Origin of the sequence: Paenibacillus sp. FSL L8-0502 (assembly GCF_038593055.1) — a bacterium.
GTDB lineage: Bacteria > Bacillota > Bacilli > Paenibacillales > Paenibacillaceae > Paenibacillus > Paenibacillus polymyxa_D.
The window spans coordinates 3,989,444-4,016,002 of the sequence record NZ_CP151958.1 but is presented as its reverse complement, the minus strand read 5'-3'; the positions used below and the strand labels follow the sequence as shown (position 1 = coordinate 4,016,002).

The 26,559-nt window shown below is 42.9% G+C and carries 24 protein-coding genes and 1 pseudogene; 21 read left to right on the top strand and 4 right to left on the bottom strand.

What is annotated here, in order from left to right; translation table 11 throughout:
* Positions 1-107 precede the first annotated feature (107 nt).
* The 8 genes and pseudogenes from NSQ57_RS17425 to NSQ57_RS17390 all read left to right on the top strand — a co-directional run bounded on the left by NSQ57_RS17425 (position 108) and on the right by NSQ57_RS17390 (position 7,614).
* Positions 108-2,021, top strand: a complete 1,914-nt coding sequence (locus tag NSQ57_RS17425; RefSeq protein ID WP_342425082.1) for a beta-glucoside-specific PTS transporter subunit IIABC — start codon at positions 108-110, stop codon at positions 2,019-2,021.
* A gap of 30 nt (positions 2,022-2,051) precedes the next feature.
* On the top strand, positions 2,052-3,509 hold the full coding sequence (locus NSQ57_RS17420; protein ID WP_342425081.1) for a 6-phospho-beta-glucosidase: 1,458 nt from the start codon (positions 2,052-2,054) through the stop codon (positions 3,507-3,509).
* 146 nt (positions 3,510-3,655) lie between these two features.
* Positions 3,656-3,813: pseudogene (locus NSQ57_RS17415) on the top strand (methyl-accepting chemotaxis protein); the annotation flags it as partial.
* A 19-nt stretch (positions 3,814-3,832) separates the two neighbouring features.
* Complete coding sequence (locus NSQ57_RS17410; RefSeq protein ID WP_342425080.1) at positions 3,833-4,183, top strand: hypothetical protein; 351 nt, start codon at positions 3,833-3,835, stop codon at positions 4,181-4,183.
* Positions 4,184-4,269: 86 nt separating this feature from the next.
* Positions 4,270-5,076, top strand: coding sequence for an alpha/beta hydrolase (locus NSQ57_RS17405; protein ID WP_069010507.1), 807 nt, complete (start codon positions 4,270-4,272; stop codon positions 5,074-5,076).
* A 24-nt stretch (positions 5,077-5,100) separates the two neighbouring features.
* Positions 5,101-6,084: a sensor domain-containing diguanylate cyclase gene (locus NSQ57_RS17400; protein ID WP_342425079.1), complete on the top strand. Its 984-nt coding sequence runs from the start codon at positions 5,101-5,103 to the stop codon at positions 6,082-6,084.
* Between the two features lie 42 nt (positions 6,085-6,126).
* Positions 6,127-6,522, top strand: coding sequence for a hypothetical protein (locus tag NSQ57_RS17395; RefSeq protein ID WP_029515498.1), 396 nt, complete (start codon positions 6,127-6,129; stop codon positions 6,520-6,522).
* A 129-nt stretch (positions 6,523-6,651) separates the two neighbouring features.
* Positions 6,652-7,614 (top strand): AraC family transcriptional regulator, encoded by a 963-nt coding sequence (locus tag NSQ57_RS17390; protein ID WP_340932817.1) that lies wholly within the window; start codon positions 6,652-6,654, stop codon positions 7,612-7,614.
* Positions 7,615-7,704: 90 nt separating this feature from the next.
* On the opposite strand, the gene NSQ57_RS17385 is transcribed toward NSQ57_RS17390, so the two are convergent.
* Together NSQ57_RS17385 and NSQ57_RS17380 are read right to left on the bottom strand one after the other, a co-directional pair.
* Positions 7,705-9,267: an S-layer homology domain-containing protein gene (locus NSQ57_RS17385; protein WP_342425078.1), complete on the bottom strand. Its 1,563-nt coding sequence runs from the start codon at positions 9,265-9,267 to the stop codon at positions 7,705-7,707.
* A 301-nt stretch (positions 9,268-9,568) separates the two neighbouring features.
* Positions 9,569-11,329 carry a methyl-accepting chemotaxis protein gene (locus tag NSQ57_RS17380; RefSeq protein WP_342425077.1) on the bottom strand — a complete coding sequence of 587 codons (1,761 nt, stop codon included), beginning with the start codon at positions 11,327-11,329 and terminating at the stop codon, positions 9,569-9,571.
* Positions 11,330-11,689: 360 nt separating this feature from the next.
* Here NSQ57_RS17380 and NSQ57_RS17375 point away from each other — a divergent pair, with 360 nt between their 5' ends.
* From NSQ57_RS17375 to NSQ57_RS17360, 4 genes are all read left to right on the top strand, one after another.
* Positions 11,690-12,892: an MFS transporter gene (locus tag NSQ57_RS17375; RefSeq protein ID WP_342425076.1), complete on the top strand. Its 1,203-nt coding sequence runs from the start codon at positions 11,690-11,692 to the stop codon at positions 12,890-12,892.
* Between the two features lie 115 nt (positions 12,893-13,007).
* On the top strand, positions 13,008-13,862 hold the full coding sequence (locus NSQ57_RS17370) for a CbrC family protein (protein WP_342425075.1): 855 nt from the start codon (positions 13,008-13,010) through the stop codon (positions 13,860-13,862).
* 94 nt (positions 13,863-13,956) lie between these two features.
* The gene (locus NSQ57_RS17365; protein ID WP_165149765.1) at positions 13,957-14,283 is read left to right on the top strand and encodes a hypothetical protein; all 327 of its coding nucleotides are present in this window, start codon (positions 13,957-13,959) and stop codon (positions 14,281-14,283) included.
* A gap of 22 nt (positions 14,284-14,305) precedes the next feature.
* Positions 14,306-14,707 (top strand): hypothetical protein, encoded by a 402-nt coding sequence (locus tag NSQ57_RS17360; protein WP_029515491.1) that lies wholly within the window; start codon positions 14,306-14,308, stop codon positions 14,705-14,707.
* 128 nt (positions 14,708-14,835) lie between these two features.
* Here NSQ57_RS17360 and NSQ57_RS17355 read toward each other — a convergent pair whose 3' ends face one another.
* On the bottom strand, positions 14,836-15,840 hold the full coding sequence (locus tag NSQ57_RS17355) for a hypothetical protein (protein ID WP_342425074.1): 1,005 nt from the start codon (positions 15,838-15,840) through the stop codon (positions 14,836-14,838).
* 260 nt (positions 15,841-16,100) lie between these two features.
* Here NSQ57_RS17355 and NSQ57_RS17350 point away from each other — a divergent pair, with 260 nt between their 5' ends.
* The 9 genes from NSQ57_RS17350 (at position 16,101) to NSQ57_RS17310 (ending at position 25,739) form a co-directional block, all read left to right on the top strand.
* Positions 16,101-18,863: a family 78 glycoside hydrolase catalytic domain gene (locus NSQ57_RS17350; protein WP_340886104.1), complete on the top strand. Its 2,763-nt coding sequence runs from the start codon at positions 16,101-16,103 to the stop codon at positions 18,861-18,863.
* 14 nt (positions 18,864-18,877) lie between these two features.
* Positions 18,878-20,071: an MFS transporter gene (locus NSQ57_RS17345; protein ID WP_342425073.1), complete on the top strand. Its 1,194-nt coding sequence runs from the start codon at positions 18,878-18,880 to the stop codon at positions 20,069-20,071.
* 28 nt (positions 20,072-20,099) lie between these two features.
* Complete coding sequence (locus tag NSQ57_RS17340; RefSeq protein ID WP_029515487.1) at positions 20,100-21,098, top strand: helix-turn-helix domain-containing protein; 999 nt, start codon at positions 20,100-20,102, stop codon at positions 21,096-21,098.
* Positions 21,099-21,191: 93 nt separating this feature from the next.
* A complete protein-coding gene (locus tag NSQ57_RS17335) occupies positions 21,192-22,199 on the top strand; it encodes a phosphotransferase (protein WP_029515486.1) in 1,008 nt (335 codons plus the stop codon).
* 83 nt (positions 22,200-22,282) lie between these two features.
* Positions 22,283-23,443, top strand: a complete 1,161-nt coding sequence (locus NSQ57_RS17330; protein WP_342425072.1) for an immunity 26/phosphotriesterase HocA family protein — start codon at positions 22,283-22,285, stop codon at positions 23,441-23,443.
* A gap of 30 nt (positions 23,444-23,473) precedes the next feature.
* Entirely contained in the window at positions 23,474-23,992 is a 519-nt protein-coding gene (locus tag NSQ57_RS17325) for a hypothetical protein (RefSeq protein ID WP_069010518.1), read from the top strand.
* A 35-nt stretch (positions 23,993-24,027) separates the two neighbouring features.
* Positions 24,028-24,687 (top strand): DUF2625 domain-containing protein, encoded by a 660-nt coding sequence (locus tag NSQ57_RS17320; RefSeq protein WP_342425071.1) that lies wholly within the window; start codon positions 24,028-24,030, stop codon positions 24,685-24,687.
* Between the two features lie 28 nt (positions 24,688-24,715).
* Positions 24,716-25,150, top strand: coding sequence for a hypothetical protein (locus tag NSQ57_RS17315; protein WP_209950142.1), 435 nt, complete (start codon positions 24,716-24,718; stop codon positions 25,148-25,150).
* A gap of 52 nt (positions 25,151-25,202) precedes the next feature.
* Positions 25,203-25,739 carry an SMI1/KNR4 family protein gene (locus NSQ57_RS17310; protein WP_342425070.1) on the top strand — a complete coding sequence of 179 codons (537 nt, stop codon included), beginning with the start codon at positions 25,203-25,205 and terminating at the stop codon, positions 25,737-25,739.
* Between the two features lie 106 nt (positions 25,740-25,845).
* Here the strand turns inward: NSQ57_RS17310 and NSQ57_RS17305 are convergent, their stop codons facing one another.
* Complete coding sequence (locus NSQ57_RS17305; RefSeq protein ID WP_245249137.1) at positions 25,846-26,433, bottom strand: alpha/beta hydrolase; 588 nt, start codon at positions 26,431-26,433, stop codon at positions 25,846-25,848.
* Positions 26,434-26,559 lie beyond the last annotated feature (126 nt).

The following is a 26,559-nucleotide window of genomic DNA, read 5'->3' as shown; positions in this document are numbered from 1 at the left end:
ATAACTCTTGGATTGTTACTGGTAATGCAGGCGAAACCAACCTAGATCGAATTTGATCTATTTTGGTTTCGCCTTTTTTTATAAATACAATTAAAGGGGAAATTACAATGAAGTATGAGACATTAGCAAAAGACATCATCAGAAATGTCGGCGGCAAAGAAAATGTGAATAGTCTAACTCATTGTATTACACGCTTGCGCTTCAAACTAAAAGATGAAAGTAAAGCCAATACAGAGGTTTTGAAAAATATGGATGGTGTTGTCACTGTGGTAAAGAGTGGCGGGCAATACCAGGTTGTTATAGGTAACCATGTACCTGAGGTGTATGCTGATGTTACTGCTGTAGGCGGTTTTCAGACAGGAGATTCAGAAGAAGCATCAGGTGAAAAAATGAGTTTGTTCAATAGATTTATTGATACCATTTCAGGTGTATTTACACCCACGCTGGGTGTCTTAAGTGCCACGGGTATGATTAAGGGCTTCACTGCCTTATTTGTAGCTTTGGGCTGGCTGACCACTACATCGGGTACCTATCAAATTCTCAATGCTTTAGGTGATTGTTTGTTTTACTTCTTTCCTATTTTCCTGGGGTATACATCAGCTAAAAAGTTCAATGCCAACATTTTCATAGGTATGGCTATAGGTGCATCGCTTGTGTACCCCACATTTAGCACGATAACAGCCTCAGGCAAACCACTATACACTCTATTTAGCGGTACTATATTTGAGTCACCGGTATATATCACCTTCTTAGGCATTCCGGTCATTCTGATGAGTTATGCGTCAACCGTTCTTCCGATTATCATATCCACCTATGTAGGCTCAAAAATAGAAAACTTCTTTAAAAAGGTAATCCCTAGCGTAGTGAGAACATTTTTGGTTCCGTTTTTCACATTGTTAGTTATTGTACCCTTAGCATTGATTGTGATTGGACCTCTCTCGACTTGGGCAGGTCAACTGCTTGGGGCAGCAACTCTCTTTGTGTATAACTTAAGTCCAATGATTGAAGGCATAATCATGGGCGCTTTCTGGCAAGTGTTTGTTATCTTTGGATTACACTGGGGACTTGTTCCTATCGCTATGAACAACTTAGCCGTGCTTAAATTCGATCCGATTCTTGCGGCTACGCTGGGAGCATCCTTTGCTCAGACGGGCGTCGTACTGGCGATTTTGTTTAAAACCAAAAATGTAAAACTGAGATCACTTTCCATTCCAGCTGTCATCTCCGGGATTTTTGGTGTGACAGAACCAGCGATTTACGGGATTACATTACCACGTAAGAAACCATTTATTTTAAGCTGTATAGCATCTGCAGTAGGCGGCGGTATTATAGGCATGATGGGAACTAAAGGTTACATCATTGGTGGATTGGGCATTTTCGCGATCCCGAGCTATATCAGTCCGTCAGGAATAGACAGTGGATTTTATGGGGCTGTTATCGGTATCCTGGTAAGCTTTGTATTAGGCTTCTTGCTTATGTTCTTTGGCGGATTTAAAGATGATGAAGTGAAAGAAGCTAAAAAGGAAGATAGCACCTCGAGATCAGCCAAAGGAGAAGTTTTAGTAAAGCAAGAGACGGTGATGAGTCCATTAAAAGGTGAAGTGAAGTCTTTATCTGAAGTAACAGATGAAGCCTTTTCGACAGGTGCTCTGGGTAAAGGGATTGCCATTGAACCTTCTGAAGGTAAGGTCGTTTCACCTGTAGATGGTGTATTAACATCATTATTTTCGTCAGGTCATGCGATTGGAATTACAAGTGACCACGGTGTTGAGGTCCTCATCCATGTAGGCAAAGATACGGTCAAATTAAAAGGCAAACACTTCTATCCTAAAGTAAAACAGGGGGATGCTGTTAAAAAAGGCGAGCTACTTATGGAGTTTGATATGGAAGCTATAAAAGAGGCTGGTTATGTTTTGACCACACCTGTTATCGTTGCCAATACTACGAATTACCTGGATGTCATTGAAACAGAGAAAAAGGCAATTGAGTATCAAGAGGACTTATTGACCGTCGTAGTCTAATCCTAATTAATGTTGAGGAGGAATTAAACAATGAAAAATACAACTACATTGGAATTTCCACAGGGATTTTTATGGGGAGGTGCAACGGCTGCCAACCAATTTGAAGGTGGATATAATGAAGAAGGTAAAGGCTTAAGCACTGCTGATGTGATTACGGCTGGAACGCATACGACTTCCCGAAGAATTACACCTATGCTGGAAGAAGAAGTGAACTATCCGAGTCATGAGGCTATTGATTTTTTCCACCGCTATCAAGAGGATATCCGCTTATTTGCAGAGATGGGATTCAAGGTCTTTAGGATGTCCATTGCGTGGTCAAGAATATTTCCTAATGGAGATGATGCAGAGCCGAATGAGCAAGGCTTGCAGTTCTATGATCGTGTATTCGCAGAATTGAAAAAGTACAATATTGAGCCTTTGGTTACAATCTCACATTATGAAGCACCGTTTCATTTGACCCAAAAATATAATGGTTGGTCAGATCGCAGAGTCGTAGATTTTTATGTGAGATATTGTGAAGTGCTTTTTAACAGATACAAAAATGTCGTAAAATACTGGTTAACCTTTAATGAAATCAATATTTTAACCTTGTCATTTGGAGCATTCATGGCTGGAGCTATGATGCCGGAGGGGAATGGAGAGCTAGCCCATGCTACAGTGAAGGATGAGCAGGTTCTGTATCAGGCGTTGCATCATCAATTTATTGCCAGTGCAAAGGCTGTAAAGCTGGGTCATGAAATCAACAAGGACTTTAAAATCGGTTGTATGATTGCTTATATGTGTTCCTACCCACTTACATGTCATCCTGATGATATTCTGCTGGCTCAACAAAAGGATAACTTAAGTAATTTCCTATGCTCAGATGTCCAAGTAAGAGGAGCTTATCCGGGATTTGCCAAACGCTATTTTAGAGATCATAACATTCAGATCACAATGCAAGAAGGAGATGAGGACATCTTAAAAGAAGGCTGCGTAGATTTCTATACTTTCAGCTATTATTCTTCTACTTGTGTCAGTGCCGATCCTAACCAGGAGAAAGTGGGAGGGAATTTATCTATGGGCTTAAAGAATCCTCATTTAAAAGCAAGTGCCTGGGATTGGCAGATCGATCCACAGGGATTGAGATGGTCCCTCAATAATATTTATAACCGATATGAAATCCCGTTAATGGTTGTTGAAAATGGTCTTGGCGCCGTAGATACAGTGGAAGAAGATGGCTCCATTCACGATGATTATCGAATTGATTATCTGAAGCAACACATTGAGCAAATGAAAGAAGCAATTGCTGATGGAGTGGACCTAATAGGGTATACGCCATGGGGATGTATTGATCTGGTCAGTGCGGGAACCGGAGAAATGAAAAAGCGTTATGGGTTTATATACGTCGATAAGGATAATGAAGGCAATGGGACACTTGCCAGATCTAGAAAGAAGAGCTTTTATTGGTATAAGAATGTGATCGAAACTAATGGAGAGCAGTTGGATTAGATCTTAATGCCTGTTTCATAAAAGTCATACCATCAGCGCGTGCCAATCTTAATCGGTACGCGCTGCTTCCCTAAATACATGGGATGAAAATGACGAAATAGAGGGTAGGGCTGATATCAAAATTTGAGGAAGTGGATACATATTACCTGCTTGGATTAAATGCTGGATTGAAGCTGCTCGGGTGGGTGACGCAGGAGCAGGTTTTGGGGTTGTCGCTACAGAAATCTGCAAAATGTCTACGGGCACCAAGGAAGCAACAGGGCGTATTGAACAATCCTTGCAAGCCGTCAGACAACCAGTGTATAAGATGGGTGGTTACATGTATGAATTTGAATGAGTTGAATGAACAGAGTTACACAGAACTAGAGGATTATTGGGTGCGTGTATTTCTAAATGTAGTACAAGATCAGGATAATGAGAACTGGGTGATTCCTTATTACAATACATCCTTTTCTAATGGTCAGAAAGTCATGGATATGAACCCCATTTTTTCGGCTAAATCAAAAATAAGTCATAAATCCATCAGAATCATTCAAGAAACGGTTAATGAAGAGGATGACGTTCACTATTGGTTAGATACAAATGGGAAAAACGAATTGGTTATTATTTGTTCCTTATCACAGCAACATGTGCACAAGGTAAAAGGGATCATTGAACGCTGGATTTATGAATGAGAGTCATTATCCATAATCGAAACTTTTCCGATATAATAGGGAAGAGAAGCCATAGAACAGATACTACCTCAGAGAGGTGATTCACAATGACCGTTGATATTCTCCTACGTAATAATATAAAAGTGCTAGGCACAGGTAGCCAGACGATTGTGTTTGCTCACGGCTTTGGATGCGACCAGGATATGTGGCGTTATATCGTCCCTAGCTTTATCGACAACTACCAAATCGTCTTATTTGATTATGTTGGTTCGGGAGATTCTCAAATAAAGTACTATGATTCCCAAAAATACAGTGACTTGCAAGGGTATGCCCAGGATGTGCTGGATATTATGGAAGCGTTAGACTTAAGAAATACCATATTCGTCGGACACTCCGTTAGCAGCATGATCGGAATGCTCGCATCGATCCGCAGCCCTCAATATTTTGAACGCATTGTCATGCTCGGTCCTTCTCCACGCTATGTGAATGACCTGCCTTCTTATTATGGGGGCTTCGATAAGAGTGATATTGATGAATTACTGGATATGATGCAAATGAACTTTATTGGCTGGGCTAGTTACATGGCGCCCATTGCTATGCAGAATCCCGAGCGAGGGGACTTAACCGAAGAATTGGAAAAGGCATTTTGTTCAAGAGATCCTCATATTGCACGGCAATTCGCAGAGGTTACATTTTTTTCAGATTGCCGTGTTGATCTTCAGCATGCTTCGGTTCCTACACTTATTCTCCAGTGCTCAGATGATAGTATTGCTCCGATTGAGGTAGGGGATTATTTGCATACCCATCTTAGAAATAGCAGACTTCAGCAGATGAGAGCAAAGGGGCATTATCCTCATTTAAGCCAACCAGGAGAAACGAGCGATTTAATCAAAGAATATTTAGCTAGTGTGTAATATCGAAAGAAAGGCAGTCATTTAATGGATATTCAATTAGATAAAGCTCCCTGTGGATACTTTTCAATTTCGGACGCTGGGATCATTCAATCGGTAAACCAAACTTTATTGGACATGCTTCTTTATGAACGCGATCAATTGCTCGGATGGCCGATTGAAATAACAATGTCTGTTACCAACAAGCTATTTTTTCATACTTATTTTTATCCATACATCCAGTTGTACGGGCGTGTCGATGAGATGTACTTTTCGTTTCGCACAAGTGATCGACAGGATGTGCCTGTACTTCTAAACGGAATTCGCCAGGAACGAAATGGAGAAGCAGTGATTGACTGTGTAGTGCTTGTGATGCGTAAGCGTATTGAACACGAAAAAGATATACTACAGACCAAAACCAAGCTTCAGGAATTATATCAGGCGACGAATGAAGCCAACCAGAAGCTTGAACGGTTGCACGAAGAATATGAAATCAAGCAGCAGGAATTAGTGAGGATCAATCTCCAGCTAGAAACGATGGCATCAACCGACCCGTTAACTGGGCTAAAGAATAGAAGATATTTTCAAGATCAATTACTAGCTAGCCTCGCGTCCTTTCATGAGAGCGGAATATCTTTTTCGCTGCTTATCATTGATATTGATCGTTTCAAAAGTATTAACGATACTTATGGTCATCCGGTGGGCGATCTGGTGCTTACGAATCTGGCAGAATTACTGCAATCCATGTCACGGGAGATGGATATTGTCGCTCGTTATGGTGGCGAGGAGTTTGTCATTATTCTTCCGGGCAACGATCAAGAGGAAGCCATTCGTACGGCAGAAAAATATCGTTCCATGACGGCCTCAAGGGATTGGGGAGAATACAGCATTACTGTGAGTATTGGCGTGGCAACGGTTACGCAAGCGGATACGGAACAAACAATTGTTCATCAAGCGGATTTAGCTCTGTATGCTTCCAAAAGTGGCGGGAGAAACCGGGTCACGCATGCAGCAAGTCTCGTAAAGAAATAAATGAGGCTTCAATAACCGCATGAAGAGTTGGGGAGGATAAACATGGGGGAAGCGTACAAGCTGGACTGTGATACCTGTGCTTATACTAAGAACATATTTGTGGGGTTTGGTTTATTATATATGAGTTTGGAATCCATTGCTTCGTTTGTACAGGATACTGTCCTTAAACGACGTATTGGGGAATTCATAGGCAACCCTTCGACGAGATATGATGCTTATGACGCGATATATGTATGTCCGGTCTGTCAGGCCATCCGCAATGAACTGTTTATTGAGATGATATCGGACTCATCACAGTATAAAATTTCTTATGCTTGTCCTAGATGCGCGAGTGTTATGGAGCAGGAACACATTGAAAACAATGTGCCTGTTCATTTAAGTTGCCCAGCATGTGAAAAGGGGAAATTGAAAGCAACGTTTTATATGGATTGGGATTAATAGATTCCCCGAATATCTCCACAGCATACTCCAATAAGCCTGGTCAAACCGGTCAAATTCAGCTAATATTAATGATAACGATTCTCATTTGTGGTATCAGAATGAATGAAAACCTTTGAGGTGACGCTAGTGAATTCAAATTCGTTATCATTAATATATCAGCATTATTTAGAAAAAACTCCGTTTAGAAAACAAAATGAGCATACGTATATGATGTTACCGGAAGCGGGTAACGGAAATATCTACCGAGTTACGACTTACAGCGGAATCGAGATTGTGTATTCGCATATTCAATATCACGAGCCTTATCCAACGAACTTTGCCTCCAGAGGACAAATGATTGAACTTCAATTTGCACTTTCGGGTCAACGTTATGTAAATATAGCTGGTCTGGACTACACGCTCCCGATAGGGCGGGGTGCTCTTATTTTTTTACAGGATTTCAAGGCACGTTTTCATCCTCCGGTTAACGAACAATACCAATCCTTTGCGCTTGGCATTCCTGTTTCGTTGTTTAATTATGCAGCTTCACAGTTGGCGGCTCATCGACAGGTAGCTATTGAATTTAATCAAATTCTGAAGGGTGGTGCATTCCATCACCTTAGTTTTGAACTGGATCACAGAAGTATAGTGATGATTGAACATTTGATCAAAAACTTGAAAAGTGTGTATAGATCTCCTTTATTAATGGAAGCAGCGGCACTAGAGATTTTGAATAGGTTTATGATTCAATTATTTGATTTAACTCCCATGCCCGAAGGCTTATCTAAAGAAGATGTCAGAAAGTTGCATATGGCTCGGCAAATTCTTGAATCCAGCATGATTGACCCTCCTTCACTGATCGCATTATCCAAAAAAGTTGGATTAAACGATTATAAATTAAAAAAAGGATTCAAAGCATGTTTTGGAACGACTGTATTTGAATATTTGCGCCAAATTCGTCTCGATTATGCGATGAAGCTGCTTAGAAGCCAGGAAAGCAATGTAACAGAAGCTGCGATGGCTGTAGGATACAGTAATGTGAGTGCATTTTCAGAGCAATTTTTTCGGGAATACGGAGTGAAACCATCATCTTTGAAGAAAGTATTTTAAAAATTCTGTTTTGACCATTTTAAAAAAATATCAAGGTAACAAAAAGCTGGAACCCTGTATAGATAGGATTCCAGCCTTTTTATTTGGTGCTTATTTCACGAAAGTTTCAATGCCATCTGTATTGATGGTTGAAGTATGGGTACGAGACGCTTCTTCAATATTTTTGAATGCCCAGTAATCTGTTGGTACATCCTTCCATGTAGCCTGAATGGTTCCTTCCAGGGGTCCTCGTTTTAAGATCGTGTTCAAAATGGTAACGGTTTCTACTCGTGTTATATATTTATTGGGTTGGAAGCTGTTATCGTTATAACCAGTAATCCATCCTGCATTAGCTAACGCTACAATGGAATCTCTTGCCCAATGCTTTTCGATATCGGTATAAGGAGACGCTGTGGTTTGCGTTCCTTTAAGCTGCTTCCAAGATGCGAGTATGGCTGCCATTTCTGCACGGGTAATAGGTTGCTCTGGCCGAAATGTTCCATCTGCATATCCATTCATAAGGTGCTGTGTCGTGAGTGCTATAATCGAATCCTTTGCCCAATAAGTGTTAGGTATATCTTTGTATGTCGTTGAGCTTTCTTTTGTTTCCAACTTTATAATCCTAGCCATCATCGCAGCGGTTTCAGCTCGTGTAATCGACTGGTCCGGTCTGAATGTACCATCCTGATAACCCGTTATATATTTTTCATGCGCAACCTCGGATTGCTCTACTGGCATGATTTCCGCAGTCGGTAAAACCGTTGAAGAAGCCGATGGTGATGAAGATGCGGTTGTTTCACTTGAAGAAGATGAATCACTGCTATCCGCGTTATCCTTCTTATCTTTTTTATTGCTACTGCTGCTGTCGTTATTGCTAATATCACCCGTGCCTGCATTTCCATTTACAACCTGTATATATGCTTCAGATGTACTCGGAGCAAATCGAGCATCCTCACTGTATATAGCAGTAATTGCGTGACTTCCCACACTTAAGTTGCTTGTAGTGTAGTACGCATTGGCATAGCCATTCGAAATGCCCACTGGCTCCATCGTCAGCGTATCTAATATATTCGTGCCGTCCATAAGGATGACCGTTCCGGTTAAATCGCCCGAAGTTTGTGGGTTTGAGGTTGTCCTCAAGCTAAACCTTACTTCCTGACCTTGATTAGACGGATTCAGCGAACTCAATATTGTAGTTACTGTAGGTCTCAGTGAAGGTGTAGGCGCAGATGCATTTACGACCTGAATGTATGGCTCAGATGTACTGGGGGCAAATCGAGCATCCCCACTATATATAGCAGTAATTGGGTGACTTCCCACACTTAAATCGCTTGTGGTGTAGGTCGCAGTGGCATATCCATTCGCAATGCCATTTGGTCTCATCGTCAGCGTATCTAATATATCCGTACCGTCCATAAGGATAACCGAGCCGGTTAAATCTTTCGTAATTTGTGGGGTTGAGATGGTTTTGATGCTAAACGTTACGGATTGACCTTGTTTAGAAGGATTTGTCCAACTCGTTACCGTGGTTTCAGTAGCATACACCGCATCCGTTACACTAGGTGCTGGTGAGGAGGTTGCATACACAGTACTCTCGGAAAAACTCCATGTCCAGGTTCCAAATAAGACGATAACAGCAAGATAAGATAAACAAAAAGACTTGATTTTACTCATAAATTTCCTCCATAAAATTCCGGTGTCACGATGAACTGACTAAATCCTCCATGATGACTAACCTACTAATATAATTTTCTTTCTTACATTACTGATTTACTATACTAAATGCCTCTGAACCAATTCTGAACCAAATCGACAAAAACCGCGTGCTCAATTCACATCGCTAGAAGGGGATCACGATTTGCGAGCTTTTCCGTAATTTCTCAGAGCAAATGCGAAAAGGGTCAACCAGAAAAAACTGGTTGACCTCATAATATGAATGACAGTTTAGCGTGATATTTTGGAAAGAATTATTCCGTTAGTATTTAAATTTGACCGTCAGATCCTGTAATTTCTGTGACATATCCGACAAGGTCGTTGCCAGGCTGGTGATCTGCTGCATCGAAGCTAGCTGCTCCTCTGCAGACGCTGCAATATTCTGCGAGTTGTCCGCCGCTTGAAGCGCCAGACTCGATACGTTTTCTCCGCTTGCTGAAATTTCCTGGACACTTGCGGTTATTTGCTCCGTGATGCTCGCGAGCTCTTCCGTTTGCTGTGCGATATGATTGGTGGACGTCACAATTTTGTTAAACTGCTGCTCCGTCTCATTAGCAATTTTAATGCCGGAGTCGACATCCTGTTTTACGCGTTCCATGGTCCGAAGCGAATGCTCCATATCTTTGCGCATATTCTGAATCAACTCAGAAATCTGCCCAGAAGACTGGTTCGATTGTTCGGCCAGTTTTCTTACCTCTGAAGCAACTACGGAGAAACCGCGGCCTTCTTCGCCTGCACGGGCAGCCTCAATCGAAGCATTTAAGGCAAGCAGATTGGTCTGCTGTGCGATATCCGTAATGGCATGTAGCATCGTGTCGATCTGTTGAGTACGTTCATCCAGCATCCTCATAACCGCATCGGTTTCATTGACGGAATGGTTAATCAAGTCCATTTGCTTCACCGTATGTTGTACAGCAGTACCGCCAAGGCTCGCCATTTCCATCGCGTCTGCAGACGATTCAGCAATAGTCAAGGAGCTATCCGTGATCCGCTGCATGCCTATTGAAATTTCTTCAAGCGAGCTGGTTGTCTTCTGGAGCATCAGTTGCTGCTCCTTCGCACCGGCCGCCGATTCTTGAATCGCGATGGTGATATGCTCGGTTGCCTGCCCAGTATGCTCTGCACCAAGGGTTAATTCTTTCGAGGAAGCTGCTACCTGCTTTGTGGACAGGTTTACTTCACCGATCAAATATCTAATATTTTTAATCATATGATTGAAATCCTGTGCCAGCTCGCCAACCTCATCTTTTGAATTCATTTTGACTTCTTCGACCGTTAAATCACCGTCCGCAACTGCATTAAGCCGCTTTGCAATCATGATAATAGGCTTCGTAAAACGGCCCGAAACAAAGCTTACGATAATTGCTCCCAGAATAACTGCAATAGTCGTAATAATCAGGACAATATAAAGGACCTTGGTCGCCCCGCTGTTAAATTCGTTAAAATATGCTCCAGAGCCGATGATCCATCCCCAATAAGGATCCCTTTCAACGTACGAAATTTTCGTCTCCACTTGATCTGTACCAGGTAAAGCCCATTTATAAGTGACGAATCCCCCGCCGTTTGTACCGGCTTCTACAAACTCTTTTCCCACATGCACACCGTCTTCCGATACGGCATTTATTAAATCCTGGCCTTCATTTGAAGGGTTCATCACTGAAACGGCATCTTGGTTGACTGCCCACGGATAACCTGTTTTACCTACAGTATATTTAATCTTTACCGGTCTTTTGTTATTAGCATCTTTTACACCGAGCAGCTCGATGCGCAGTTTTTCCTGTGCTTCTTCCAATGTTAAATTACCGGCTTCGACTTGCCCATTGAGGAAACTAATCATACCAATTACCATTTGCACACTATTCTTAAGTGCTACTTTGCCTGATTCATTCATTTCATTCTTGGAAACAACATAAGAACTGATTCCAATCACGAATGTGGGTACAATTAAAATAATCAAGCACATGATGGTTAACTTCGTTCTTAACGATCTTACCTTCATGATTGATCCTATTTTTGTTTTCACTGAGATTTCCCCCTTAGACATCGATATACAGACTCAACCCACAGCTACGCTAATTACTAAAGGCAAAAGACTGTACATCATATATCGTAATAACATGCCAGGAAATGAAGCCCTTCCATCCAGTCAGCGATGAAGAGACCGATGTAGTTCATTTCACAACGAAAGAGCGACTCTATAATTAACGACGCCCATTGGGCCATAGAATGCAGGCCATTTTTTACTGTCTGAAGACTGGCTGCTGTTTTATACGCAAAATTAAATCCGTTTAACCGCAAATTTATCCGTCTATAGGCAGTAGCGTTTTGGTATGCTCCGTATACTTCTGCATAGAGAGAATCTTTAACAGAGGAGTGTGCGAGGATGAATAGAATAAAAGGGAGCATCTTTTTCAGTGTATTTGTGGCTATGCTAGGGCTCATGCTCATTGCTCCAATTATGCCGCCCCTTATTCGTGAATTAGGCTTAAGAGAAAGCCATTCCGGATTAATTATATCGCTTGGTTCTATAACGATGGCCTTAATGGCTCCAGTATGGGGAAATCTAAGTGATGCAAAGGGACGCAAGCCGGTGATTCTGCTTGGTTTCATAGGGATGTGTGTAAGCTGCCTGTTGTTTACACTTACTCTTTTTGCAGGATTAAATGGTTGGCTCAGTGGGGGGCTGCTGTTAGTCCTGCTGATTGTTACACGCGGCTTAATTGGTGGCTTTATCCCGGCGGTGTTGTCATCGTCCCAAGCTTATATGGGAGATGTAACGGAAGGAGAAGAGCGTGGAAGTGGTATGGCTATTATTAGTGCGGCGAATGGGCTTGGGCTGGTATTTGGTCCCGCGATTGCAGGTGCCTTTACTTTAATAGGGCTGTTATGGCCCTTATATTTTGGAATTGTCATTGCCGCTGTTGCATTCGTGGTGTCTCTGCTGGCGATTCCGGCGGCCCAGCCCGTTATTCAGCAAAAACCCGCTCGAATTAACCCCCTCCAGCCAGGTCTAAGAATGTATTTGTTTGCAGGCTTGGTTACGATGATAAGTATTGTGACTATTCAGGTTATAGGTGGTTTTTATTTTCAAGATCAGTTAGGTCTTACATCCGAAGAAACAGCAAGAGTCGTGTCCTTTGGACTTATGTTCTCCGGGGCAGCGATGCTGATTGTGCAGATCATCCAGATGAAATGGCTTAAATGGCAGCCTAAGCCGATGATTTTACTTGGTTCTCTATTCCTGATTGCTGGAATGGCATTATTTCTGATTTCAGCCAGCTTGGTCGTTTACTATGCAGCGTTCTTTATGTTTGGCATAGGCACAGGCTTACTGATGCCCGGTTTTATGGCAGGTGCTTCGCTTTCAGTCAGTCAAGAGCAGCAAGGGGGAGCAGCGGGGCTGGTAGCTGCGGTACAGGGAATTTCCGCGATCATTGCTCCTATTTTGACGACCACCTTGTATCGAGTGGACAAATATATTCCCTTTATGCTTATAGCAGTCTTGGTAGCTGTTATGGCTGTTATTATGTGGGTAGTGAGAAAAAGAAACGGGAATAGTGAGCCTGTTCCTCATAAGGCAAAATAAATAAAAGATTGGTTAGATGAATCCATAGGCTTCCGGGGTATACTCACCGGAAGCCTATATCTATTATAATAAGTTATAAGAAATTTCAGGAAAATCAGAAGGAAGTGGGGGGCTTATGGAAATCCAGCAAAAATGGGTGGCACTAAACAAAAGATATAGTTTGTACGCACCCAGTCCCGAGGCTGTACAAGCCATGTACCAATTGAAGGAAGAGCTTGAGGGCTTAGAAAGCGAGCAGGCTGCCAGAATTTTGACAGAGTTGTATCTTCACCTGCATCAATACGAAGAGGCGCTAGAGGTTTTTATGTCCGTCATGAACCGGAAAAATAAAGCAGATTTGAAGAAACAGTGGAGTATTCAAGAGATGATTAATAGCCCGATTCGACTGCCGGTGATTAAGCCTTTAATCAAAGTAGCCAAGCGCAAGAAAACTTCCGATCTCCCTGTGTTTACTTATCATCAAGACCCTGTACGCACTCAGATCCTTAAATCAGGCTTTTTGAAAACGTGTTCCTGTTGTGGACGGCAGACCGATATCTGGTACGCGGGTCCCTTTTATACAGCATTATCTTATGAGGCGATCTGTCCTTGGTGTATTGCGAATGGTAGCGCTGCGAGCATGCTACAGGGAACATTTCATGACCCTGCTTGCTGTGCACAATTGGAGGAACCAAAGCTGGATGAGCTACTGCATCGGACTCCCGGTTATGAGGCATGGCAGACCGCCGCGTGGCTGGATCACTGTGATGACTACTGTGTTTTTATAGATTTTGTTGGCTGGAAGGAACTTGTTAGTAGAGAAATAGAAAATGATGTCAACCTGATGTTTATGCTTATTCTGGCTTTGTATGATGAAAAAGAGGCTAAGAGTCGAATACGGGAAAGCATGGAACGTGACGGATCGTTCCGGGGTTATTTATTTCAGTGCAGGCATTGTAAGGAATACCTCTTATATGCGGACTATGACTGAATCCAAGTGAATTTCCTGAGGTGAATGAGAAGGTGAAACCCAATTTAGGGGTGGTTCTAATTAAGGAGGAGTTCATAAAATTGGAGGAATGCAGATGGGTTGGGAGTATGGGATTAAGGTCGCAGATGTTAAGGATATTAAAGCGCTAATGGAACGCTTAGCTGAAGCATTGCCTAGGATTGAGGGATATCGGATGCAAAGGGATGAGGATGGTTTTGTTCTGCTTCAGAATAATTCTGATTGGCCTGAAGCGCTTCAGATTTCAGTGGAAGAGGCAAGAAATATTGAAGGGTTAGAAGATGATGAACCTTATATCTATTGTCTATTTCATATTGGCGGCGGAGATGCGATAAGGTTGAGGGAAGGAATGTGTAGGGCACTGGAAGAAGAGAAATGCGCTGCGGATTGGTTCGAGTTGTAGCCGAAGAGAGGAGTAAGAGAGAGTGACTAAGAAAGGAAAAACAGAGATTCAGACACTAATCTATCGCTATAGTGGTCCAAGAGCCAATATTGGATATACTTTTGAACCGCTGCGCTATGGGGATACAGATGAGCCAAAGCTGGAGGAGATGATCTTCATCTACGCAGATGACTTTGATATCGTGCTGTCTGTGTTAAAGTCCAAATACCCACTTGTCGATCCTGACACGGGGGAAACGTATGAGGCTTTTGATGCCTGCTGGGATAATCCGATTCAGGCGTCGGTATGGCATGAAATATTAACAGAATTGGATGCTTGGCCTGCCAAGGAGCCAGAATTACGCATATTTATCGATTCCTTTACAGCATGGGTCAGAGCGCATTTGAAGCAAGCAGATGGTATTATCGTGACCGGAAATCTGTAGAGGAAGGCAATGCACTGCAATCCGTATTTTCGCTGCCCCTCGCTTCGAGGGGCAACTGGAAAGCGAGCTGCTGGGTCAAATGCCTCGTTCTTTACATTGCATGCGACAGGCTCCTTATGGCAACTGGATTATTGACGTTGCTTCCGAATCCGGAGTAACTTTTGCTCCAATTTGGTATCACCCATAAATTTGCTGACAGATACAGCAAGCTGATATTGAATGGTCCCCATATTGTTAGCGGCAGGTTGAAGAACCCCTTTTATCGTTTGCCATAACGAAGTAGCCTGTCGGCTTTTTGCTCCAAAATGCATGATGATGTGGATACAGGCTGTAATTATATTGCGGCCAAGTCCGTACAGGAACCATTCTTTTTCCTTAGTAATAAGCGGAATGATGGTTGCCATCGTTTCCCAAGCTTCATCCCATCGTCCTGTTTCAATGAGCTTTTCTGCCAAGCTGGATGCAGTAGAACAGTAGTTACTAGAATTTTCTTCTATTTTCTCCATTTCAGCCAGCTTTTTGAGGGCTTCAATTTCACCTTCTGGATGGTTGCGCCATCTCTCATGATAAACGAGTGTCCGCAAATTTTCTTTGTCCCAATCCGTCTGCTCTCTGATCCACAAATCAATAAATAATGATAGGTATACATCTTCCCCGAGTTCACTCGCGATATTGATGCAATCTTCAAGATCAGCTGTATCTTTGCTGAATAAATATGTTTCCAAAATCAACGCAGGGTCAAACCCGGCATATGTATCAAAATTGGCCTTCTTGGCCTGCTGGAACAAAACTTGGTCCTGCTCACGCTCATATTTTTGCAGTAAAAAAACGGCGTAGTATAGAGCATCGCCAATCCCCTGAAAACTGTTCGTTTCCCTATCTATAATCTCATTAACGAGCAGCCTTCTCACAATCGGTTCGTAATGCGGGGAATCTCGATCCTCAAGATTATACAAAGCCAAAAGCACCTTCAAGCGATGGGTATAATTGGCATCACTTTTTCCATATTCCTCACTGTGTTGCTCCAAATAGTCAACCTTCGAAAAATCGGCGTGATCACTTATTAGAATCTGCAGCATTTCATCATAGGGTGCGATCATCTGATCCAGCAGCTTTCTGTAGTTCGTTTCCATTACTGTAATTCTCCTTTCACTGATCGGCTTAATACTACAATCCATATGTACAAAAAACAAGAGTTTTCCTTTTGAGTACTGCGCTGTCACACGTACATATTTTTCTAATAGACCCATTTTAAGATTCGATATGAGGGATGGACATTCAATACCTGTAAATCAAGCATACAACATGCAGGGATACAACATTGCGCACAACTAATGGAAGCGTTTTAATTTGAGTATAGAAACACAAAAGAAGATCTCAGGGAGGACATAAGATGCTAAAAGTGAAAGCGCTTAGATGTGAACATGTAAACAATCCGATTGGACTGGGTTGTCTAAAGCCTCGATTAAGTTGGCAAATTGAATCTGACAACATATATGTTTTCCAAAAACGCTTCCAATTGCAGGTAGCCATAAATCCCGCTTTTGAACCGCTGCTCTGGAATCATTTTTCCTATTCGGAACAATCCATTTTGTTTCCCTATGAAGGTCCTCCACTCGAATCAGGACAAAGATATCATTACCGGGTAAAAGTATGGGCTCAGGGAGCGGGTGACACCGAACCCGAGGAATCGGAATGGAGTGAGATTGGCTTTTGGGAAATGGGGCTGCTCCATGAGCAGGACTGGAAGGCACAATGGATTACAGTGCAGGAGCGAAGCATCCATGAAAAGTTTCAGACGAGAGCCCCTTTTGCTGCTTCCAAGTGTTTTTCAGTTGAGGGAAAAGTGAAAAAAGCAGTCATTTATGCCACAAGCCTTGGTCTGTATGAGCTGGAGCTCAATGGACAAAGAGTAGGCGATGCCTACTTTACCCCGGGATGGACAGATTATAACGATCGTGTTCAGGTGCAAGCCTATGATGTGACTTCTACCGTTCGAGAACAACATAACCGCATCACAGCAACGGTGGGAGAAGGCTGGTACAGCGGCTATCTAGGCTGGCAAAAGCGCAAGGATACCTACGGGAACACGAATGCTTTGCTATTTCAAATGAAGATTAGCTATGAAGATGGCCGTTCAGAACTCATTTGCTCTGATTCTTCCTGGGAGGAAACGAGCTGTGCCATTTTGATGTCAGATATTTATAACGGCGAAATCTATGATGCTCGACTGGAGCAGCAGGCAGCCGAACATCGCTTCTTGAACGAACGGAAAATGATGCAGGTCGTCCCGTTTCCGTTAAGTCATCTGGTTGCTCAGGAGAACGAGCCTGTCCGTGTAATGAACCGATTAAAGCCTGTTGAACTGATTTGGACTCCTAAAGGCGAACTAGTACTTAACTTGGGTCAAAATATGGTAGGCTGGCTGGAATTTAAAGTGGAAGCCCCCGAAGGTACGGTTCTGAATCTGGTTCATGGTGAAGTACTGGATCAGCAAGGGAACTTTTACCGAGATAATATTCGTGATGCAGCGCAGCAGATTACGTACATTTGCAGCGGCAAGGGGACGGAGATATTTAGGCCGCATTTCACTTTTCAAGGCTTCCAGTATGTGAAGCTTGAGGGCTTTCCGGCTGGCGTAGCCATTGAAGATTTTACAGGCGTTGTTTTGCATTCAGACATGGCGACAATTGGCTTGTTCGAGACATCCGATCCAAAGCTGAACCAACTCCAGCACAATATTGTATGGGGACAAAAGGGGAACTTCCTGGATGTGCCGACCGATTGCCCGCAACGTGATGAGCGATTAGGCTGGACCGGCGATGCACAGATTTTTGCCAGAACGGCCAGCTTCAATATGAATAGTGCTTCCTTCTTTCGAAAGTGGCTGAAAGATTTGGCTTACAATCAGCTGGAGAATGGGGCTGTGCCTTTTGTCGTGCCGGATGTCCTCAAAGGAACCTTTGCAGACAATATGGACCAAACGACAGCCGCATGGGGAGATGCAGCAGTTATATGTCCGTGGACGATCTATCAATGTTACGGGGATAAGCAAATTCTAGCTCAGCAGTATGACAGTATGAAAGCATGGGTCGATTATATTCGTGCCCAGGGGACCGAGGAACATCTGTGGGATACTGGTTTGCAGCTGGGAGACTGGCTGGCGCTGGATAGCGAGGAAGGGAGCTATTTTGGAGCGACCGATGGAATGCTGGTAGCGACTGCATACTTTGCGTATTCGACTCATATCTTGGCGCAGACGGCCAAACTGCTGAATCGGTATACCGATTACAACACCTATCAAAGCTTGCATGAGGGGATTAGAAGCGCTTTTGCGAACCGTTATTTTGATGACGCTGGCAAACTGACTTCTAATACCCAGACTGCACAGGTTGTGGCTTTGTACTTCGGATTGGTACCAGAAAAATATAAAAAGCAAGTGGTTCAGGAGCTCGTACGGCTGATAGAAAAAAATGATATGCATTTGGATACTGGCTTTGTAGGCACACCCTATCTATGCCTGGTTTTATCCGACAATGGCTATACAGATATAGCTTATAAAATTTTATTTCAGAAAGATTATCCTTCTTGGCTCTATCAGGTTGAACGGGGAGCAACGACCATGTGGGAGCATTGGGACAGTATCAAAGTGGACGGCTCGTTCTGGAGCACCGATATGAACTCGTTCAATCACTATTCGTACGGTTCAGTTGGAGACTTTATGTACCAAAATATTGCCGGAATCGATGTGCTTGAAGCGGGCTACAAAAAGTCACGGTTAGCACCCAAACCGCCTGTTAATCTTACTTCGGCCCATGGCAAGCTGGAGACACCTTATGGTGAGGTTGCTGTCCATTGGGAAATCGTGAATGAAGAAATGCGGATGACGGTTCACGTACCACATAATACGACAGCTGAGATTACGCTTCCGGGCGTTCTAGAGCCAGATGCATTACAACAGACCATTACTAAGCAATACCCGTCGATTCAGTATCCGCCTGGTAATGTGCCACAAGAGCTGGCCGGGAAATCAGGTTCTCCCGGAGAACAGGCGATTTTCGAACTGAGTGGAGATCATGAATTGACGTTTACCGTCGGATCTGGACAGTATACGTTCCAGTACAAATACAACCAGAGGCTAAATAACATAGACTAGAGGTGAGAAGCTTGATGAATATTAAAAACAAAATATGGTTTAAAACAGCATTGTTGTCCATTTCCTTAGTCCTGACATCAGCGAGTGCTATTTCAGCTATCATCCCGATGATGCTGAACCAATTACCGGGAGTCTCCAGTTCACTGATTGAAAGCATAGTTACAATCCCATCTTTCTCGATGATGCTGTTTGTGCTGTTGAGTGGCCCGATCTCTTCCCGCTTGGGTAAAAAAAATACAATCCTGCTAGGACTTTTGCTCGTGGTCATCGGCGGAATACTTCCTATGCTCACTACGAACATTACATGGATTCTCGTGTTGCGTTTGGTGCTAGGTGCAGGTCTGGGGATGTTCAATTCGCTGGCTGTCAGTTTAATTAGTGATTTTTTTGAAGGGGACGAACGTGCTCAATTGATAGGTTTTCAAAGCGCTGTACAAGGGCTCGGAAGCAGCTTGGCTACCTTTGTGGCAGGACAGCTTGCCCTAATCGACTGGCCGTTTGCTTTTTTGTGCTATGCGATCACTATTCCTATCGCACTGTTGTTCTTTTTTATCATTCCTGAACCAGAGCGTGAGGAGCCTACAGTGAGCACGACAGGAACGGGCCAAAAGAGTGGGGGAATGTCCCTACCTGTACTTGGATTAGGGGCTGCACTTTTCCTGTTTATGACCTTTATCATGATTGTGTATACCAAAACAGGTATTATGATTGCTGAAAAGAGTATGCCTAACGCAGGGTTTTTAGGGACCGCTTTGACGCTGTTCTCCTTGTCAACTATGATTGCAGGCTTCTTGTTCGGTAGAATATATAAATGGTTCAGAAATTACGCACCTTTTATCTCCAGTTTATTAACAGCGACAGGTTTTGTCCTGCTGTGGTTTGCTCAGAATGTGACCATGGTTACGGTTGCCATGCTGATCATTGGCTTTAGCTTTGCGCTGTTTATTCCTTATATTTTTACGATACTAACTAAAATCGTACCTAAAGGCAGTGAGACGATATCTATTTCGATTGCAATGGTAGGCTCCAATTTGGGAGCGTTTGCTTCGCCTTATGTTATCAAGTTAGTTGGGGTGTTGTCTGGGAATGAAACTGCCTCATTTTCCTTTCTCGTCTCTGCGATTGTATTTATGATTGCTGCGCTCCTCTGTCTGGGAATCGCTATTAGAGGAAAGGGAAGCAAAACACAGACGGCAGTTCACAGTTAATGGGAGTCTGAAGGAGGAGTCTGTGTTTATGAACCTTCATGAGTTGGATCAGTTGCTGAGAAGTAAAACTGAAATTGAACTTTTACAACAGCAAAACAATCAAGTGATTAATGATCTCTCCAAAGAATCGGAAAATGAGCGATTTTTTGATATAAATCAGAATATGTATCGAATGCCTGCTTTATTTTTCTTCGGAGAACATGATATTTATATTAGCAAGCACAACAGGTTTGCTCCGATGCTGGAGCACATGCATGAATTTATTGAGTTAAACTATGTTTACTCAGGTAAGTGCAACCAAATCATAGCGGGTAAAGAAATTGAGCTTTGTGAAGGCCAAGTGTGTGTCCTCGATAAGGATGTACCGCACAGCATCGCACCTTTGGGAGAAAACGATATACTGATTAATATCCTCCTGCAAAGAGAAACGATTTCATCCCTATTTCTACAGCGGCTATCTAAGAAAAAAAGTTTGATCGGCGAGTTTCTTGCCAATTCAGTCCTCCAGCATCAGCATCATAATCACTTTATTATTTTTGAGTCACAGCATAATGAAAACCTTCAATATATATTGCGTAGAATCTTGATCGAATATTTTTCCAGGCAAGAGGATTCAATGGAGCTGGTCAAGGCTTATTTGTCCATTGTATTTGGGGAATTGGTCCGTGTATTGGAAAGCGAGCATAATATTCACTTAAACCAGCAGGAAAGTAATATTACTTCTATTCTGAATTACATGGAAGAGCATTATCAGCATTTAAGCCTCCAGCAATTATCTACTCATTTTAATTACAATAGTACGTATTTAAGTAATAAGTTGAAAAAAGTAACCGGTCTTACTTACACGCAGCTTATTGCCAACATTAAACTTAATGCGGCCTATTCTTTGGTAGTCAATACCAACCTGCCATTCGAAATGATCTTTAAGCAGGTCGGATATAACAGCATGAGTTTTTTCTATAAAAAATTTAAAACAGCGTATGGTGCCACCCCGCAGAATATCCGAAACAAACAAATGAGGAAATGAAGGATACACAAGGACGTCCAATTCTAATGGGCGTCTATATTTGTTATAATATCGGCAAATTCATAAGCGGATGTTTAATAGGGAGGATACATTTTGGAAGCGGTATTAAGACGGCACTGGCCGGAGTGGGACGGGACACTACAGAGACGAACCGGAGGTTGGAATAATACGACGTATTTTGTTAAGAGCGGTGGGCGAAGTGGGGTACTGCGCATCTACGATACACACAGGGATCGGAACAAAATAGAATTTGAGCATGCGGTTTTGCAGGAACTGAGCAGGCATTCTCTATCATTCAGGGTTCCAATGCCAATCCGAACGATTACGGGAGAGACACTTGCACAGGTTGAGAAGGATAGTGGAAAATATGTGTGTCTGTTCGAATACATAGAAGGCACATCCCCATCGGAGCAGGATCCTAGCTTTGCCTATTCTTTTGGCGAGGCTGCTGGCGAATTATCTGCTGCACTTGAAACACTCAATCTTGATATGACTCCAGTCTATCGGCCGTATTATGCTTTGCAGCAATCCTATCCATTATGTAACCGGGAAGTAATCCAAGGCTTTTGTTTAAACCCGCCGGAGCCTCTAAAAGATTTCCATGAGGAGCTGCGTTTGATAGGAAAAGTATATGAAGAGATTATAGATTCACTTCATGCATTGGAAGAGTTGCCGCATCAGCTTGTACATGGAGATTTGAACGCTTCCAATTTGTTGGTAAAGGATTCTGACCCTAGTCAGGTGGCTGTACTGCTTGATTTTGAATTTTGTACGCTGGACGTTCGGGTCATGGATCCGGCGGTCATTTTATCAGGATTTTTGGGACAACCGGAGGAAACGACAGCTGTTCGTGATTTTTGCCGGGGCTTCAGCCGTCAGGTTCGTTTAAGCCAATCCGAGGTTGACGCTTTGCCTGTGTTAATGCTGCTTAGGAAGGTAGACGTTTTTCTTCATTTTATGAGTCGCTTTCTGGAAGGAACAGATCAGCCACACGTGCTGCAAGAACAGATCAAACAGATCACGGCCGACTTGCTCCAACTGTCTACTAGCAGTAGCTGGATTCAGGAGGAGTTAGTCCAAGCTAGAATAATGTATGAATAACGAGCTACATGCCGTGTTATGTTATAATTTCTGGAATAACAGAAATGAAGTCTACTGAATTGTACTCGGAACAGGAGGAGCAGATGAATAGTTGGTTAACGAACGCGTTACGACCCTATTTTGGGCTGGAGACGCTGGAAGAACATTGGGACGTAGTAGAAATTAAAGAAGGATATTTTATTTGTATGGATGGAGATGTTATTCGCAAGCGAATTTCTTCCAAAGAGGATGCTTATGGAGAAGCTGATGTAGAGATTTTTACTCGTGATCGGGCATTTGTTCTGCCTAAAACGGCTCGTGGCAAAGAGAAAAAACTGAATTATACAAGTGTTTCGAGCATCACAGCAGAAGGTGTGTCCTTTTCAGCAGGCATTCGAAGAGATCGTAATATTAGTTATGTTACTGCTGTGAATAGCAAAACTGGCGTGAGATTGCCCATCACTGGATGTGAGCATTTACATAGTAAAGAAGAGATCATCGATTGGCTTCAACGTTACCCGTCGCTTGTGCCTAACGACTATGATCGTAAGGTGGAACGATTGAAGCATATGAAAAACCTGCGTTATAAAACCATTCCGGGAGACATCTTCCGCGTGGAAATAGACCTTTTTACAGATGGCTATGTACTGGTCGTCGGAGATTTGCGCCAAATGCAAAAGGATCAGTTGTTTGCAAAGGAGAGCATATGGAATAGTGTCATGACAATGCCTTTGTTCGTACGTCCGTATTTGTGTACAAGTCGTGACCGTTCAATAACTTTGGAATCCATCACGGCCGCCCCGTTATCTGATACAACCTGGATTGTCATGGATGATTCCTTTATGCGAGGGTCCTACGAGCGGATAGGGCATAAAGCGTTGGCGGAAGAGGATATTGTGTTTCCGATTGGTTACGGCAGTAGCATAGATAGCAGTAAAGAAAGAATATATAGACTGTCCTGGGGAACGGGCACAATTTCCAAACCGGAAGAAAAGACAGTGTTCAAGTCTTCGCGCGAATTGTTAAATAACGGTGTATATTCAGGTGTCATTGCAGACTGTTTTGGTCCTTGGGAAGAGCGGGAGTGGCACCACACGCTGGATAACCCGTTGTATCGGGAAGAGCGCCGAAAAGCACTGTCCGAATTCGGATTCCCGGAAGACATTTCGTACGATGAGTTCAATCGCCAAACAGGAGGACTGACGCGTTCGGAATATCTCGCATATTTGACAAGGACTTATAGCGGAAAAAGAAAGATGAAATGACACGGTTATACATCCTTTTAGGAGGTACGAATGAAATATCTTAAAGATTGTCCGGAACCAGGCATGGGAACCTGGTATTTTGAAATAGACTCAGACGGCGTAGCCTATCGGCAAATTGTGATCCAGGATGACGGTACTTTTATTGCTTCTAATCGTAAGCACGAGCAATATCATTTCTTGTTAGCCGAGAAAGCGATTGATGATACAGAGCCCTATTATACGAAAATTACAAAAAAAGAGTTTGAAGAAGTCTGGTCCAACAATCTTCACACTTTTAACAAGGAATGGCATCAAGTCAAAACCGTACTGCCCGTTGGGACTAAGGTAAAGGGTTATATTGAAGCATTTTTCCCACATGGAACACTTATTCATATTTTCCAGCACAATACAGTCGGATTGGCAGACACCCATTCATATGCGGAAAAGACCCCATCTGAGTGGATGTATCCGAGGCATGAGATCACGGCGATTGTCCAGGGCTACGACGAGCTGAATCAGTGGGTGATTTTAGAGCAAACGCAGGTTTTCGAAAATCAGTTCAAAGGTTGAAAGATAGATATCGGAATACAGGAAGGAGAATGGATATGCATACGTTAACGGTTGATGAGCTGGTGGATCAGGACAACCATGCATGGGAAGAGGTCAGAAACATTCTGCAAGAAGGGAATAATCCATTTCGCATTGTACCGGCAGAATCGGAATCTGCTAGGGGAGATTCGCTCTACCGTTTGCAAGTGAGCACAAAATCGTACTTGGGAACGGTTGCCTATGAAACAGGAGGGATCATATTTGACCACGGATGGATCACCTTACTGGGTGCAGGTGGGCCTGAAATTTACGGTAGTTTGGCTTCGTGGAACGGGCTGCAAGAGCCAGCGAGCGTTCCTGCACTTGGGGGAATGCTGATTGTGGCCTATGATGCAGCAGGTGGCTTCTTTGGATTGGATACAGGGAAGTTTGGACGTAGCGGCCATATCTACTATTTTGCACCGGATGCATTGGAGTGGGAATCCACTGAGCTGGCCTATTCCGGTTTCTTGAGCTGGTTGGCTGAGGGAGATTTGGGCTTGTTCTACCAGACATTCCGCTGGAATGGTTGGCAGTCGGATATGGAGCAACTTCAGCCAGGAGAGGTATTTGCTTATTATCCGCCGCTATGGACTCAGGAAGGTGGCGGAGAGACCAGCCACAAATCACCTATAGCACTAACAGAAGCGTGGCAGGCGGTGACGGATCGGGAATAGCCGCGAGTGGGGAGGGGGACATAAGATCATGAATCATTCCATTCAATCCAAACTGATGCAGCTGAATGAAATACTTTCTCAAAATAACATTGACCATTACTACATTTATGATTATACAAGTCGCCCCAAGCTGGTACTAGCAGGGAGCTTTGACTTTAGCTATTATCACAACATAGAGATTACATTTTACGAGGTCTCGTTTCTTTCCTGTCCGGGTGGTGTATTTTCAATTGAATGCTTTAGACTGGCTAATGACAAGGAATTGGAAATGTTAAAAACTGTCTCTTACGGATTTCTTGAGGGGCCTGTGATTTGTATGGAGGATCAAACGTTTGGTACCCGATTTTTCATTGCTGCGGAAAGCTTGGATTACGAGCTCAAGACCGTTTTTTACTATAAACGTGAGAACCTTCAACCTCATGAGAGTGTGGCTGAATGGGTTGAAAAAGATGGAGAAGGTTGAAAAAGATAGCAACAACAACTTTTAGAGACGTGAAGGTAGGAGGGTGGTTATTATGTGGAGTATTCACTTTGAACATCAATTTATAAAATGTCCGGAAGCAACTGGTGAACAAATCGCGAATTTTTTGAGCACATGGAACATCAAGCTATCGGAGCAGGAAATTCACGAAATCCAACAAAGACAAGTGAACCCTTTTCCGAAATCGTCTCCATTTTATGATCAATATAAACCGCTAGATCCTGTTAGCTGGCATTTGCCCCAAGGACAATTTCCTGATAGTTACATAGAATTGCTGAAATATTCTAATGGCGGTGAATTTCAGAATGGAGAACGTTATTTCCAGTTTTTCAATACTGAAGATTTGAGAGAAATGAACCTCGCCTACGAGCTGCCAGAGTATATGCCGGGTGCCGTGTCGTTTGCGATGGATGGTAGCGGAAACCACTATATGTTTGATATGAGAGAGGAAAAAAGTAACAACGAATATCCCATTCTTTTTGCTCATTCTGGTAGCTTGGGGTATGACGAATGTGAACAGGTTGCCCATTCATTTATAGAGCTGTGTACGGAAAAATGGGCATTGTATTGATATCTTGACTAAACATACGCTTTATTCCCCCTAATTCATCCAGTAGAAAATGTAAAACCCGCAAGCTGGACCCTTTTTGCCAGGTCTATTTTGCGGGTTTTTAACGCTACTTATTTTCATTTATCATTTCCATTAAAACTTGAGAGACGATCGGTAAGGTGGTAAAGCCGTCACTTTGTAAAAAGTGTCCTCCATGATCTAATTCGTGAAAATCAGCCTGGATATCTTCCGCTAGTTTCTTACTAAGTGCAAAGGGGACAATCGCGTCGTCCTTTGAAGCTATAACTACACGCGCTTTTAGCGAATCCATGATCTGCTGATGATCCAAATGGTCATTTGTAAATTCATCTAATGACGGCAGGCTTGGCAATGGATCAGTAAAACCGGAAACGAAAACGGCACCACCTAGTGGTTCCGGGATATTGACTTGCTGCAGGTACCTTAATATGGATACACAACCCAAGCTATGACCAATAAAATAGGTGTCTTTATGTAAAGCTTTAATATTTTGCAATAGATGCTCAATCCACTCATTAAGTTTGGGGGCTTGCGAGTTGGGCATATCTAGTATATTTACCGAAACCCCGTCTTCCTGTAATTTATCTTGTAACCAAGGAAACCAATGATCTGTTGGCGAAGCTGTGTATCCGTGGATTATATATACTTGTTTTTGATTTTGTAGGTTTGTCACCATACGTTCTCCCCCATCATCCAGTGTTTAGATCTTAGTTTGCATATGTGTCCCACTTCATGTAAAAATCCCTCTCTAGTTTACCAAACATCCAATGCTTATGAGTACCTAAAATTGTTGATTCATGTA